The following is a 13,270-nucleotide window of genomic DNA, read 5'->3' on the forward strand; positions in this document are numbered from 1 at the left end:
CTGACGATGACCGCCAAAGCCCTCCGCACCTGGTACCTGGTGCACAAGTGGACCAGCCTGATCTCCACGGTATTCCTGCTGATGCTCTGCCTCACGGGCCTGCCGCTGATCTTCCACGAAGAAATCGAGCACTACTTCGAGCCACACCCGGAGCTCAAGCCGCTCACCGAGCAGTCGCCGAAGATCGACTACGACGACGTGGTGGCCCGCGCCCTGGCCAAGCGGCCCGGCGAAGTGGTGCGCTTCGTGTTCTGGGAGCAGGACGATCCGCTGGGCGCGGTCCTCACTGCTCCGACCCTGGTGCCGCCGCCGGAGAATGGCCACATCCAGCCGTTCGACGCGCGCACCGGGGAGTTCTTCGATCCGCTGCCACCACCAGGCGGCTTCATGTACATCATGCTCAAGCTGCATACCGACCTGTTCATGGGCCTGCCCGGCTACCTGTTCCTGGGTTTCATGGGTCTGCTGCTGGTGGCCTCGCTGGTGTCCGGCGTGGTGGTCTACACGCCCTTCATGCGCAAGCTGGACTTCGCCACCGTGCGCTCTCAGCGCAGCTCGCGGCTGAAGTGGCTGGACCTGCACAACGTGCTGGGTATCGTCACTCTTGCCTGGGTGCTGGTGGTGGGCGTCACTGGAGTGATCAACACCCTGGCGCTGCCGATCCTCATGCTCTGGCAAGGCGGCCAATTAGCCGAGATGACCGCGCCCTACAAGGACTTGCCGGCGCTGGAACAGCTCGGCTCGCTGCACAAGGCCATCGAAACCGCCCGCCAGGCGGCGCCGGACATGAAGCCCAGCTTCGTCGGCTTCCCCGGCACGCAGTTCAGCAGCCAGCACCACTACGCCGTATTCATGCGCGGCAACACCCCGCTGACCGAACGCCTGCTCAAGCCCGCGCTGGTGGATGCCGAAACCGGCGAGCTGACCGACATGCGCGAAATGCCGCTGTACGTGAAGACCCTCCTGCTGTCCCAGCCGCTGCACTTCGGCGATTACGGCGGCATGCCGCTGAAGATCGTCTGGGCACTACTGGACATCGTCAGCATCGTCATCCTCGCCAGCGGCCTGTACCTGTGGCTCGGCCGGCGCCGTACGCCCATAGAGAAACGCCTCGCGGAACTGAACTCCGGCGGCCTGGCGACGGAGGTAAAGGTATGAGACGCGGACTCTGGATGATCTTCCGCTGGCCCGTCGCGCTGGCCGTGCTGAGCACCTTCGGGCTGCTCTCGGCGCTGCTCGGCGATGGGGTTTTCGACGTGCTGTCGTGGATTTCCCTTGGTGTTCCGCTGCTGCTGATCGTCTTTGTATGGATGAGAATGCCCCGTCGTCCCAAGGAGCCACGCTGAAATGACCGCCATGCCGCCCCAGGCGCCCACCCTCAACCTGCGCCCGCTGATGTTCGAGACCTTCGTCTGCACGGTGGCGGTGATGTCCTTCGTCGCGCTGATCGGACCGGTGGCGCGCACCCTGGACCTGGCGCCCTGGCAGGCGGGGATGACGGTGACCGTCGGCGGCATCGCCTGGATGCTCATGGCGCGGGTCTGGGGCATCGCCAGCGACCGCCTCGGCCGCCGCCGCGTGCTGCTCAGCGGCCTGGCCGGCTTCGCGGTCACCTACGCGCTGCTCTGCGCCTTCATGGCGCTAGCACTGAATACCTCCATGTCGCCGCTGCCGACCTTCATCGGCATAGTCGCGCTGCGCGGCCTGGCGGGCGGTTTCTATGCCGCCGTGCCGGCCTGCTCGGCGGCGCTGGTAGCCGACCATGTGAGCGCAGAAAAGCGCGCGTCGGCCATGGCCGGACTGGGTGCCGCCAGCGCCGTCGGCATGGTGGTCGGCCCGAGCTTCGCCGGTCTGCTGGCCATGCTCGGCCTGGCCCTGCCGCTGCTGCTCACCTGCCTGCTGCCGCTGCTGGCATTCGCCGTTCTGTGGCGCTGGCTGCCCGATAGCCAGCGCGTCAGCGAACGCAAGGGCCCGGCGCTGGCGATCAGCGACAAGCGCCTGCGCCGCTCGCTCACCCTGGGCTTCATCGCCATGGTCTGCGTGACCGTGGCGCAGATGACCGTCGGCTTCTTCGCCCTCGACCGCCTGCAGCTGCCACCGGCCGATGCCGCCCGCGTCGCCGGCATCGCGCTCACCTCGGTGGGCGTGGCGCTGATCTGCGCGCAGATGCTGGTGCGCAAGCTGAACTGGGCGCCGCTGCGCCTGATCAGCATGGGCGGCACCGTCTCCGCGCTGGGCTTCGGTTCGGTGTGCTTCGCCGTATCCCCATGGATGCTCTATGCCTCCTGCTTCGTCGCTGCCGCCGGCATGGGCTGGGTCTTCCCTGCCGTCTCGGCGCTCAACGCCAACGCCGTGGAAGCCGACGAACAGGGTGCCGCGGCGGGCAGCCTCGTGGCCGTGCATGGCCTGGGCATGATCAGCGGCCCGCTGCTGGGCACCCTGCTGCACCAGCTGGATAGCCGCGCACCCTATGTACTGGTCGCCGCGCTGCTGCTGTTCGGCGTCGCCTGGACCGTGCTGCCGCGCAAGAGCGCCACTGCATGATTCTCGCTGACGTCGCACTGCTGGCCCTTCTGGCTGTTGCGTTGCTGGGCTGGTGGCTGCGGCGTCGGGTCCTGGCAAGTGTCGCCGCACTGCTCGCGCTGGTCGCGGCGCTGTACGACGTATGGGACGACCGCTGGCAGGCGGGAGCCGGCGCAATGGTCGCCCTGCTGCTGGTGCTGGCCCTGCTGGTGCGGCGCAAGCGCCCGGCGCGGCTCCCGCTCTGGTCGGGACTGCTCTTCAGCCTGCTGACGGGCCTGGCGTTCGCTGCGCTGTACTTCTTCCCGGTTTCGCCACTGCCCAAGCCGGGCGGGCCCTATCAGGTCGGCGTACGCGACTTCGAGCTGGTCGACGCCAGCCGTACCGGAGTGCTCGGCGCGCCTGCCGGCAAGGCCCGGCGCCTGCTGGTGCGGGTCTGGTATCCGGCCCGGCCGGTGGCGGGCAGCAAACCACGCAATTACTTCAGCGCCGCTGAATCACGCAGCACCGCGCGCGGCTTCGGCGAGCTGTTCAATTTCCCGCCCCTGCTCACGTACTTGCGTCATCTACGGACCAACTCTTTTGAGAACGCGCCGCTGCGCGCCGACCTCGGTCGCCTGCCGGTGGTGTTCTACAGCCATGGCTATGGCTCGTTCGCCGGCATGAACGGGCGGATCATGGAGGAGCTGGCGAGCAACGGTTACGCGGTCTATTCCGTGCAGCACACCGGTGACGCGTCTCCCACACAGTTCCCCAACGGCGAGGTAGCACCGACTGACCCGGCACTCTACGAACACCTACGCTACGCCTTCGAACACGGCTTCTCGCCGCTGCTGCTGCAAGGCTACGGCGAGGACGACCTGGCCCGCCGCCTCGACGGGCAATTGCGATTCGCTACCGAGACCACGCCGCCGGCCGACCGTGCCATCCACCTCAGCGCACCGGTCTGGCTGGCCGACCGGCTGTTCGTCCACGACCGCCTGCAGGCCGGCGAAGTGCCGCCGAATGTGGCCGACCTGGTGGCCGCCAGCAACTTCGCCCATACCGGGGAGATGGGCATGTCCTTCGGCGGCTCCACCAGCGGCGCCGTCTGCCTGGTGGACAAGCGCTGCGCCGCGGCGGTGAATCTGGACGGCGGCGACTTCGACTTCCTGCCCTTCGACAAGAACCTGCCAGTGCCGCTGCTGATGCTGCATTCGGACCTGTCGCTGTTCTACCGCATGCTCGGCCTGACGCCCCCGTCCCGGCCGCGCAGCTTCAACGACTTCTCCTACGAGAACCTGCAAGACGCCGGGCAAAACCCGCGCATCCATCGCCTGGTACTGCGCGACACCCTGCATGCGGGCCTCACCGACAATGCGCTGTACATGCGCCGTCCACTGCGCGACAAGCTCATTGGCAGCGCACCCACCGACGTTCTGATCGAGGCACCGGCGGCGCTGGTTCTGGGCTTCTTCGACCACTACCTGCGCGGCCGCGACAACGGTTTCCCGCAGGCGCAGCTCGCACCTTGGTCCGACTGGCTGACGCCCTACAGCAACAGCGCGGTGAGCCAGTGGTGGAACGCTCTGCCAGAGGTTGAACGTGCCCAGTGGGGGGAGCGCATCCGCGCGATGCACGCCCAGCGCCAGGCGCTGGGCCGCTGAAAGCCTAAAGGACGCGCAACCGGTCGGCTGCCGCAGCGACCGACACCGTCACAAGGTCGTGGACACGCCGCGCCGATCCAGTTCAAACACCTTGCTGCGCTGCAGGCACTCGCGCAGCCAACGCTCGGCCTTGCCCGGTTGGCGCCGGCGTTGCCAGAGCAGGTCGACGCCCACCAACCAGTCCGTGTGTGGATAAGCCTCCAGCTGCAATTCCACCAGTTCGCCCGCTGCCAGCTCGCGCTGGATCAATTGCCGAGGCAGGGTTGCCCAGCCGAGACCAGCGCGGACCATTTCCACCAGTGCCAGGTAACTCTCCGCCTGCCAGACCTGGGCGGCGCGCAGGTATTCGCTGCTGGGCAGCTTGTGGGCATGGGCGACGAAGGCCAGGCGACGGTGGGCATGCAGGTCCGCGAAGCCAACTCGCTCGCGCTGTGCCAGCGCGAACTGCGCATGGCAGACGTGGGCCATGATCAGTTTGCCCAGTTGCTGGAAGGCCAGCTCCTGTGGGTACTCCGGCTGGGAGAACGCCACGCCGAGGTCAGCCTCCCCCTTGAGCACCAACTCGCTGACATCACCGTGCACGGGGTGGCGGATCAGCAGGTCGACGAAGGGGAATGCGGCGCCGAATTCGCGCAGCACCGGGATCAGTGAACCGTAGGGCACTTCGATGGCCAGGGTGAGCGAGGGCTCGACCTGTTCCGCCAGGCTGTCGGCGCTGCCTTCCAGCGCATAGCAGCGCTCCAGTACCGCCTCTGCCTGCAGTAACAGCTTGCGGCCGGCAGCGGTGAGGGCCGGGATGCGGCTGGAGCGGTCGAACAGTTCCACGCCCAGGTCCGTCTCCAGGTTGGCGATCGCCGCGCTGACCGTGGACTGCGTCCGCCCCAGACGCCGCGCCGCGGCGGAAAAGGACCCGGCCTGGACCGCCGTGACGAACACCTGCAACTGCTCCAGCGAAAAGCGCATGGCTGATCTCCCTTCGATCCATCGATGCTAGCGATGGTTATTCATTTGTTCCATCGCTTATTTCGCAGGAATATTCCTCCCGACATCGGCAGCAGCTGCCCCCGACCACTGTGCTGCGTGTCACTCCGGGCGCCCGTAATAACAACAAGAGCCGCACCTTCAGGAGATTCATGACATGAGCCTTACCCGCGTTCACCCGGTGGACGAGATCCTGCCCCTGCGGCAGCTCTTCACCTTCGGCCTGCAGCACGTCCTGGTGATGTACGCCGGCGCCGTCGCCGTGCCGCTCATCCTTGGCAACGCCCTGGGCCTGACCCAGGCGCAGATCGTCACGCTGATCAACGCCAATCTGCTCACCTCCGGCATCGCCACGCTGATCCAGACCCTCGGCTTCTGGCGCTTCGGCGCTCGCCTGCCGTTGATCCAGGGCTGCTCCTTCATCACCCTGGCGCCGATGATCATGATCGGCAAGCAGTTCGGCCTGCAGGAAGTGTTCGGTGCGGTGATCGCCGCCGGCGCCGTCACCATCGCCATCGCGCCGGTGTTCAGCCGGATGTTGCGGTTCTTTCCGCCGGTGGTCATCGGCAGCCTGATCACCATCATCGGCATCTCGCTGATGCCCGCCGCCGCTATCTGGCTGGGCGGCGGCAATCCGGGATCGGAGGACTTCGGCAAACCGGCCAACCTGCTGCTGGGGATGGCCACGGTGGCGATCACCCTGGTGATCTATGCGCGTTTCTCAGGGTTTATCGGCAATCTGAGCGTGCTGATCGGGCTGGTCGCCGGCAGCCTGCTCGCCGCCGCCTTCGGCATGACCCACTTCGGCCAGGTGGGCGAAGCAGCCTGGTTCGAGTTGAGCCCGCCAATGGCCTTCGGTGTCCCGCAGTTCTCCCTCACACCGATCCTGATCATGGTCCTGGCGATGCTGGTGATCATGGCCGAGACCACCGGCAACTGCCTGGCCATCGGCAAGCTGGTGGGCAAGCCGACCGATCAGCGCACCCTGGGCAATGCCTTCCGTGCCGACGGCCTGTCGACCCTGCTCGGCGGCATTTTCAACAGTTTCCCCTACAACGCATTCACCCAGAACACCGGGCTGATCGCCCTTTCCAACGTGAAGAGCCGCTTCGTGGTCGCCGCCGGCGCAATCATGGTGCTGATGGGGCTGTTCCCCAAGCTCGGCGCACTGATCGCAGCAGTCCCCACACCAGTGCTCGCTGGCTGCGCCATCGTGATGTTCGGCATGACCACCGTGGCCGGCATCCAGGAACTCTCCCGCGTGCGTTTCGAAGGCACCCGTAACGGCATCATCGTCGCGGTCTCGGTCAGCGTGGGCGTGCTGCCGATGTCCTTCCCCGCCCTCTTCGAACATGCCAGCGGCCCGCTCAAGCTGGTGCTGGAGAGCGGCATCTTCCTCGGCGCGTTCACCGCCATCCTGCTCAACCTGCTGCTCAACAACGACAAGAGCGCTACCGCCGAACCCGCCGGACAGGCCAGCGCCACCGAGTGATCCATCCGGCGTGCGCCCCCGGGCGCACGCACCACTTCACTGCCCAAGGAACTTCCATGACTCACTTCAGCAAGCTCACCCCTGCCGGACTGTCGGATCTCGACCTCGACCTGCTGCGCCAATCGATCCGACTTTCCGAGGAATCCCGTGAGCGCGGGCGCCATCCCTTCGCCGCACTGGTGGCCGACGCCCAGGGCCGGGTGATCGCCAGCGCCGGCAACAACTCGATGCCGCCCGAAGGCGACCCGACCCAGCACGCCGAACTGGTGGCAGCCGCCCTTGCCGCGCGTCAGCTGAGCCCGGAAGAGCTGGCCGACTGCACGCTCTACACCAGCGCCGAACCCTGCTGCATGTGCTCCGGGGCGATCTACTGGACCGGCATCGGTCGCGTGGTCTACGCGCTCTCCGAGCACTCGCTGCTCGGTTTGACCGGCGCGCATCCGGAGAACTCGACCTTCTCCCTGCCCTGCCGGGAAGTCTTTGCCCGTGGCCAGCGTGTGATCGACGTGCACGGTCCAATGCTGGAGGACGAAGCCGCGACGGCCCATGTGGGGTTCTGGGAATGAATGGCGGCCTGTCCATCCATGTCGTCGACATCGCCAGCGGGCGGGTCGCGCAAGGGCTGGAGCTGAGCGTGGGGCGGTACGATGGCAGCGTCATCCTGCACGGCCGTATCGATGAGCGCGGGCTGCTGCCGGGACTGGAGGCGCTCTCCGAGCAGTTTGGCAGCGGGGTCTACGAGGTGCGCCTGCAAGTCGCCGATTTCTACCGGGCAGCCGGAGCTGCGCTGCCCGACACGCCCTTTCTCGACGAGCTGATCTACCGCTTCGGCATCGGCGATGCGCACCAGCACTATCACCTGCCGTTCAAACTCACCGCGTGGGGCCTTTCCTGCTTCCGTGGCGGAGCCTGAGCCACGCAACGATGCAGCGGGGCTTCGCCATCGGCGAAGCCCCTGCGCTCGGTCAGGCATGCCAGCAGCGATACCAGCCGTCCTGTTCAGTCACCTTCAGCGGTGCCTGATACAGGGCCGACAGGTGCGAGCTGGTGAGAATCTCGGCCTTTGGCCCGTCGGCCACTACCTTGCCATTGGCGATCAGCACCACGCGCTCGATCTCCGGGATGACCTCGTCCAGATGGTGGGTGGTGATGATCATCGCGTGCTCAGGCCCGCAGAAGCGGCGCAGCAGCGTGAGCATCTGTAGGCTGGCGCCCATGTCCAGGCCGTTGGCCGGCTCGTCGAGGATCAGTGCGCGGGGCTCGTGGATCAGTGCGCGGGCCAGTAGCAGGCGGCGCTTCTGGCCGGTGGAGAGGCGCTGGAACATGCGTTCGGCATAGTCGCCCATCTCCACGGCGGCGAGCATCTCGCGGGACTTTTGGACCTGCTCCGGCGTGGGTTGCAGGTGACCATGGCTGCCGATGGCACCGAAGAAACCGGAGATCACCACATCCAGCGCCTCGGTGAACGGCGTGTAGTCTTCCTGCAGGTCCTGGGAGACGAAGCCGATGCGGCTGCGCAGGTCCCAGAGCGTGACGTTCTGCAGGCCGAACAGGTTCAGCGAGCTGTCCGGGCGATCCACCGGGTAAAGCTCGCGGCTGATCAACTTGAGCAGAGTGCTCTTGCCGGCGCCGTTGGGGCCGAGGATGGCGACCTTCTCGCCTTCGCCGATGTGCAGGGAGAAGCTGTCGAGCACGCGGGTCTGCTGCTGGAAGGCGGTGACGTTGTTGAAGTCGATCATGCGCTTTTCGTATCAGGACTGAGGGCAGACGCTGACAGTAGGCGCGTTAGGCTTTGTACTCAAGCCTTCACTACACTTTCCACATTTCCTGCCAGCGAGTGTCACGCAATGAGTGAACTGGAACCTCCCAGCCTCGATGACGATATCTGCATCCACATCTTTTCAGTCTCGGCCACCATGGTGGGTGTGTGCCTAACAGTGATCGGCATCATCCGGGTCATTCTCACCCTGCGCCGGGAGGATCTGATCATCGATGATCTGTTGGCGGTCAACACGACCTTCTACCTGGTCTCGGCGTTCACTTCCTACTGGAGCTTGCGTACTCACCACACCCTGCGTGGTCAGCGGATGATGCGGGTAGCTGACACCGTATTCCTGATCGCCTTGGCTTATACGGCTGTCAACGCCGGCTTCATCACTTGGGCAATAACCTCTGCGCCCATCTCCTGATCCGTTGCACTGCATTCAAGCCACCGGACGGCAACTGCTCCAACGTCCCGTCCAGAGAGATGAACAGCGAGTGATCTGTCCCAGACTGAGTGGAAACTGACTTAAGGTGGATAATGTCCACCGCAAGGAGTGTTCATGCCTCCAGACCAGACGACGTTTCCCCGAATCCGTCAAACGCGAAGCGCTAGACCAAGTGCTTGCCGGTACGCCGCTTCGTCACGTAGCCGACACGTTGGCCATCGCTGAAAGCCTGCTGGGCAAATGGAAGCGCCAATATGAACAGCAAGGTGACGATGCTTTTCCAGGCAACGGCAAGCAGCGCGGCGAGAGCTCGGAGCTTCGTCGCCTACGCCAGCAGTTGGCGCAGGCCACCGTGGAGCGTGATACATAAAAAAGCGCTCGCCATCTTCTCGCAGCGGACGATGTGAAGTTTCGCGCCATCGAGGCGTTGGCAGGTCGCTATCCCGTAGCACCGATGCGCCGGTTGCTGCAGGTATCACGCAGCGGTTTCTATGCCCGGCAGCACCGACCTCCCTCGGAGAGAGATGGCGAATTGGCGTCTGGGCAAGGATATCCGCACCATCCATGACGGTTAATGGGATCTATGGTCATCGCCGCATCAGGGCTGAGCTGACGGCCATGGGGCAAGCGTGTGGACGGCCCCGAGTCGCTCGACTGACTCGCGAAGCGGCCTGCGTGTTCGTTCGCGAAAACGTTGGCGGCTGGAATCCGGCTGTCGCCACGATCTGCCGATTGCACCGGATCATCTAGATCGCCAGTTCGCCAGGATCACGCCAACCGGCATTGGGTTTCGGACATGCCCCACGCACGGACGGCCCAAGTCTGGTTGTATCTGGCCGTCGTGCTTGATCTCTATTCGCGCGCCGTTGTCGATTGGGCGGTGCAGCAGGCCCTAGTGCACGCCGCGCTAGAGATAGCTGTGGCACGCCGACAGCCACAAGCAGAGATGCTGTTGCACTCGGGTCGCGGCAGCCAGTACTGCACCTACGGGTACCAGGCCTTGCTTCGACGACATCGCATCGCGCCCAGCTACTCGCAGCGAGAAAACTGTTGGGATACTCAGTTCACTGTCCTCCTGAACGTCAGCCCAATCTAACTCGTGCTGGGATTGGCTTGCTGGATTGCCTCCGCATTGACCTGTCGATTGGCTGCTGAGGTTTCCTGGCATTGCTAGGCCTGCCGTCAGTGGCCGGATAGGAACCTTGTTTTGCACCCTGAATGGCCTGTCCTACCCGTGGGATAGCGATGCGCCCTCTACACAGGAGGATTTCGCATGCCTGCGCTAATGACGAATAACCCTTATTTAAATAAAACACTAAGCACAGCGCGTCTTAATACTTAAAAAACATCATAGCCTCCAGCATAAACGCCACGACCTAACGTAATCAGCCATGGCGTTTATTCCGAATCGCAGACCCACTCATCTATCAAGGGTGTTTTCTAAATTAGCGTCTCGCTCGTCAATCTTAACAAGAACCCGCTCAAATCACTTTCTCCTCCACCCAGCCTGCACAATGCCTCAGAGAAGATGATTCTGGGAGTTCGCCACCAACAACAAGCCTATAAATTGTTGACTTGGTTAGGTCTATGAGTTCCAAGGATTCTCGAAGTCGCATCGTCCTCATAAGCGGGCTCCTATTCTTCGCTCAAAGGATTGGCGGGTTCGTTAGCAAATCACCGCCAGACTTTACAACACGGAAGCCTCTAGAGTGCTCCCGGGCCGGCCACCTAGCGCCTCCCCACCCCCGCCCCCAGAAAGAATTGCTCTAGATCAATTCTTTCTGGGATCGTACCAAATTGCATGAAACTTACGACCCGACTTTGACGTGGTCTGCTACTTTCGCTAGCTCTAGCGGAAATAGCGGAATCATCAATGTGAGCCAGATTTTCGATGCGCGGTTTGAAGACACTGACCCCGCAGACCCGAGAATGCAAGATGGGTGGCCGTGCTATCGGGAGCACAGCCTTTTTGAAGGGGCAGTGGAGGAGTCATCTCGCCAATTAGAGGTATCGCGAGAGATGAGTATGATGTGTGCATTCGGCGCTATGGCTACGGCCTGCCAACGGCATGTAGATGTGCAGATGCCTCCGGGGAACAAGTCGACCACCTCTTTAATGCTGTTAACCATCGCCGAGTCGGGTGAGCGCAAGACCACCACGCAAAATTATTTTTTTGAGTCAATCTCAGCAGTAAACCAAGAGGCCATAGACGCTCACGACGCAGCTCTGCGTGAGCACCGCATAAAGCAAGAAATCTGGAGCACTCAAAAGCAGTACTTTGAGCGCTCGTGGGGAAAGCTGGCCAGCTCAGGAGGTAAGGGGGAAGCAGATGCCGCGCTCCAAGAGCTTGAAGACCACCTAAGGAACAAGCCTGAGCCTAATCGCTCAGAAAAGTTCCTCTATGAGGACACAACACCGCAAGCGCTGGTGCAATATCTTTACGAAAACTCAGCACACGGCTGCCTACTTACCAGCGAAGCCAATAGTATTTTTAACGGAAAGATCGTCAACGAACTCGACAAGTTAAATACTCTTTGGGATGGAGGAAGCCTGATAGTAGATCGTCTTTCTAGAGCCCCGATCACCCTTAAGAACGCCCGACTCACGATGTCGCTGATGGCACAACCCAGCGTAATATCAAACTTTATGGGCCGTCGCGGAGAAGAAGCGCGCGGGACAGGATTTCTCGCTCGTTTTTTGATTTCAAAACCTAAGCCCATGGCTGGAGAGCGCTCTAGCTTGGCAGGAGAAAGGGGAAACCCACGAAAGACCCTATTTAATGAAAGAGTTAGAAATCTATTAGAAGCCCCTCCCCCAAAGCACGACAAGTATTAACATTCTCTGAACCAGCAAAGAGCCTATGGTTTAAAATTAACGAGAATCTCGAGAAGCAAATGCAAGATGGCGGCTGGTACCGCTACATGAGAGACCACGCATCCAAGCTATTGGAAAACACCAGTCGGCTAGCGGCAATTATCCATGCATTTGAGCGCACATCTGAAGACAACTCAGAAATAGATCTTTTCACTTTAAAATTCAGCTGGAAATTCGCCCAGGCCTGCTCTAGACATTTCAAGAGCAATCTCGCTAGCGACCCACAAATTGTTACAGACACCTGCGAGCTTGCAAGCTTCTTAATTCAGGAGTGCTATAAGGATATTCGAAACAAAGAGATCCTTGAAGATGGCCTGCACAAGCGGAACAAACGAGGGCTCGAGAGAAGCCTTCCAGCCCATTTGAGAGATGGAATGAGAGCCACGGTAACTCTTACCAAGATAAAGCAGTACGGCCCGAACAGACTTCGGGGACGAGCCAACGCGGAACGGCTACTCGCATCCATCGAAATTCTCACCAGGCTCGGCCATCTTGCCAAGAACGGATCCCAATATAGCTTCAGGGAGTCAATCATAAATAATGGCGAACCAGAACTGAGAAACGGCGAAAGCATTACAATAAATGTTCTCCCGCTATTCAGCGACCAAGAACTCTATAAACCTGAACATCCCATCCGCCATTTAGCAGAAAAGCGCTACTGCATTAGGCTACCAATCTGAATTAGCTGAGCAATTGCGGGCTTCCATTGAAGCCCGCGACAGCAGACTCGCCATTGCGCAAGTGACACATATAAATTCTGGCGCGAATTTCTATAGTAGCTAATCATGTAAACCTTCGACGAAAGAATCTCGGCGGCTTGCCTTTTCGATAGCTGTCATGCAATTGCTGCAGCTAACCCCACTCAGAAGCGCAACCACACCTCCAACGCCAAGTGCCGAGTCTCCTAGGCCAAAATAGCTAGGAACCTCTAATCCGAGTGCTGCATTCAGCCACTGGGGAAAAAGCACAAAAGTAACAAAAGCAAGCAATCCGCCCCCCTCCTATCTGCATTGCATATGCGCCCTCCTGCTGCGTTGCGTTACCAGCGCCAGACATTTTCCTGCTGGCCAACGGGGACCAGAGCGCAAGCACGCCGGAAACCTGATCAGAACCACCAACGTTGACATCGTCATCTCGTCGGACAACCTGTGCGTCAATACTGCAGGCCGCCAGTAGGTAAACGACGACATGCCGGCGACTCTGGCGATGGGTTGCAACCAACTGCTCTAGGGCGCTCCGCGCAGCCGCGAGGTACACCGTTTCCTTGTCGGACCGCGCAGAATCGAAAGCCATTTCAAGCAACGATCTCACTCAAAAAAATCTCAGTCCTATATCACTGCAATGACATACCAACAGGAGAGTCTGCGACATGTCATTGCACTGCCCTAGCTGTCACTCGCACAGGATCGAATCTGCAAAACCCATCATGAAGGCCGGCATCATTGTCGGAACTCTCTGTGGTGCAGCCCGCGGTGCTTTGGCCGCGTTGGCAGGAAATCGAACAAGCATGGCCGGTCCAGTTGCCACGCCCTTAACCCTCTCCGTCA

13 protein-coding genes and 1 pseudogene are annotated in these 13,270 nt (G+C 61.7%); 12 read left to right on the forward strand and 2 right to left on the reverse strand.

Translation table 11 applies throughout. The features are described 5' to 3' along the window. Positions 1–6: 6 nt before the first annotated feature. Genes IB273_RS07160 through IB273_RS07175 form a run of 4 tightly spaced genes read left to right on the forward strand, consistent with a single transcriptional unit; the run spans position 7 to position 4,166 of the window. Positions 7–1,158 (forward strand): PepSY-associated TM helix domain-containing protein, encoded by a 1,152-nt coding sequence (locus IB273_RS07160; protein WP_151187348.1) that lies wholly within the window; start codon positions 7–9, stop codon positions 1,156–1,158. Further along, positions 1,155–1,346 carry a hypothetical protein gene (locus tag IB273_RS07165; protein ID WP_081518216.1) on the forward strand — a complete coding sequence of 64 codons (192 nt, stop codon included), beginning with the start codon at positions 1,155–1,157 and terminating at the stop codon, positions 1,344–1,346. Before IB273_RS07160 ends, IB273_RS07165 begins: the two co-directional genes overlap by 4 nt. 1 nt (position 1,347) lies before the next feature. Next, positions 1,348–2,544 (forward strand): MFS transporter, encoded by a 1,197-nt coding sequence (locus tag IB273_RS07170; RefSeq protein ID WP_151187349.1) that lies wholly within the window; start codon positions 1,348–1,350, stop codon positions 2,542–2,544. Further along, positions 2,541–4,166 carry a dienelactone hydrolase gene (locus tag IB273_RS07175; RefSeq protein ID WP_151187350.1) on the forward strand — a complete coding sequence of 542 codons (1,626 nt, stop codon included), beginning with the start codon at positions 2,541–2,543 and terminating at the stop codon, positions 4,164–4,166. The genes IB273_RS07170 and IB273_RS07175 overlap by 4 nt, the downstream gene beginning before the upstream one ends. A gap of 48 nt (positions 4,167–4,214) precedes the next feature. On the opposite strand, the gene IB273_RS07180 is transcribed toward IB273_RS07175, so the two are convergent. Further along, on the reverse strand, positions 4,215–5,129 hold the full coding sequence (locus IB273_RS07180; RefSeq protein WP_151187351.1) for a LysR family transcriptional regulator: 915 nt from the start codon (positions 5,127–5,129) through the stop codon (positions 4,215–4,217). Between the two features lie 175 nt (positions 5,130–5,304). Between IB273_RS07180 and IB273_RS07185 the strand changes: the two genes are divergently transcribed. From IB273_RS07185 to IB273_RS07195, 3 genes are read left to right on the forward strand one after another with little or no spacing between them, the layout of a single operon-like run. Further along, positions 5,305–6,639, forward strand: a complete 1,335-nt coding sequence (locus tag IB273_RS07185; RefSeq protein WP_192223662.1) for a nucleobase:cation symporter-2 family protein — start codon at positions 5,305–5,307, stop codon at positions 6,637–6,639. Between the two features lie 56 nt (positions 6,640–6,695). Further along, complete coding sequence (locus IB273_RS07190; protein WP_192223663.1) at positions 6,696–7,205, forward strand: nucleoside deaminase; 510 nt, start codon at positions 6,696–6,698, stop codon at positions 7,203–7,205. Then, positions 7,202–7,552 (forward strand): hydroxyisourate hydrolase, encoded by a 351-nt coding sequence (locus IB273_RS07195; RefSeq protein ID WP_138216815.1) that lies wholly within the window; start codon positions 7,202–7,204, stop codon positions 7,550–7,552. Before IB273_RS07190 ends, IB273_RS07195 begins: the two co-directional genes overlap by 4 nt. Before the next feature lie 52 nt (positions 7,553–7,604). On the opposite strand, the gene IB273_RS07200 is transcribed toward IB273_RS07195, so the two are convergent. Then, positions 7,605–8,378, reverse strand: coding sequence for an ABC transporter ATP-binding protein (locus IB273_RS07200; RefSeq protein WP_151187353.1), 774 nt, complete (start codon positions 8,376–8,378; stop codon positions 7,605–7,607). Between the two features lie 108 nt (positions 8,379–8,486). Between IB273_RS07200 and IB273_RS07205 the strand changes: the two genes are divergently transcribed. The 5 genes and pseudogenes from IB273_RS07205 to IB273_RS31875 all read left to right on the forward strand — a co-directional run bounded on the left by IB273_RS07205 (position 8,487) and on the right by IB273_RS31875 (position 12,403). Then, a complete protein-coding gene (locus IB273_RS07205; protein ID WP_192223664.1) occupies positions 8,487–8,828 on the forward strand; it encodes a hypothetical protein in 342 nt (113 codons plus the stop codon). Between the two features lie 106 nt (positions 8,829–8,934). Further along, positions 8,935–9,219, forward strand: a complete 285-nt coding sequence (locus tag IB273_RS07210) for a transposase (RefSeq protein WP_151187354.1) — start codon at positions 8,935–8,937, stop codon at positions 9,217–9,219. A gap of 194 nt (positions 9,220–9,413) precedes the next feature. Further along, a complete protein-coding gene (locus tag IB273_RS31865) occupies positions 9,414–9,599 on the forward strand; it encodes an IS3 family transposase (RefSeq protein WP_138216819.1) in 186 nt (61 codons plus the stop codon). Further along, on the forward strand, positions 9,544–9,945 hold the full coding sequence (locus IB273_RS31870; protein ID WP_225610088.1) for a DDE-type integrase/transposase/recombinase: 402 nt from the start codon (positions 9,544–9,546) through the stop codon (positions 9,943–9,945). Before IB273_RS31865 ends, IB273_RS31870 begins: the two co-directional genes overlap by 56 nt. Before the next feature lie 950 nt (positions 9,946–10,895). Continuing rightward, positions 10,896–12,403 (forward strand): annotated as a pseudogene (locus IB273_RS31875) (YfjI family protein). The last annotated feature ends 867 nt before the right edge of the window (positions 12,404–13,270 follow it).

Origin of the sequence: Pseudomonas sp. PDM19, from assembly GCF_014852215.1 — a bacterium.
Lineage (GTDB): Bacteria > Pseudomonadota > Gammaproteobacteria > Pseudomonadales > Pseudomonadaceae > Pseudomonas.

Coding starts and splice junctions, on each gene's coding strand:
- IB273_RS07170 (WP_151187349.1), top strand. CDS start 1,348: ATGACCGCCATGCCGCCCCAGGCGCCCACCCTCAACCTGCGCCCGCTG.
- IB273_RS07195 (WP_138216815.1), top strand. CDS start 7,202: ATGAATGGCGGCCTGTCCATCCATGTCGTCGACATCGCCAGCGGGCGG.
- IB273_RS07200 (WP_151187353.1), bottom strand. CDS start 8,378: ATGATCGACTTCAACAACGTCACCGCCTTCCAGCAGCAGACCCGCGTG.
- IB273_RS07160 (WP_151187348.1), top strand. CDS start 7: ATGACCGCCAAAGCCCTCCGCACCTGGTACCTGGTGCACAAGTGGACC.
- IB273_RS31865 (WP_138216819.1), top strand. CDS start 9,414: ATGACGGTTAATGGGATCTATGGTCATCGCCGCATCAGGGCTGAGCTG.
- IB273_RS07180 (WP_151187351.1), bottom strand. CDS start 5,129: ATGCGCTTTTCGCTGGAGCAGTTGCAGGTGTTCGTCACGGCGGTCCAG.
- IB273_RS07165 (WP_081518216.1), top strand. CDS start 1,155: ATGAGACGCGGACTCTGGATGATCTTCCGCTGGCCCGTCGCGCTGGCC.
- IB273_RS07205 (WP_192223664.1), top strand. CDS start 8,487: ATGAGTGAACTGGAACCTCCCAGCCTCGATGACGATATCTGCATCCAC.
- IB273_RS07185 (WP_192223662.1), top strand. CDS start 5,305: ATGAGCCTTACCCGCGTTCACCCGGTGGACGAGATCCTGCCCCTGCGG.
- IB273_RS07175 (WP_151187350.1), top strand. CDS start 2,541: ATGATTCTCGCTGACGTCGCACTGCTGGCCCTTCTGGCTGTTGCGTTG.
- IB273_RS07190 (WP_192223663.1), top strand. CDS start 6,696: ATGACTCACTTCAGCAAGCTCACCCCTGCCGGACTGTCGGATCTCGAC.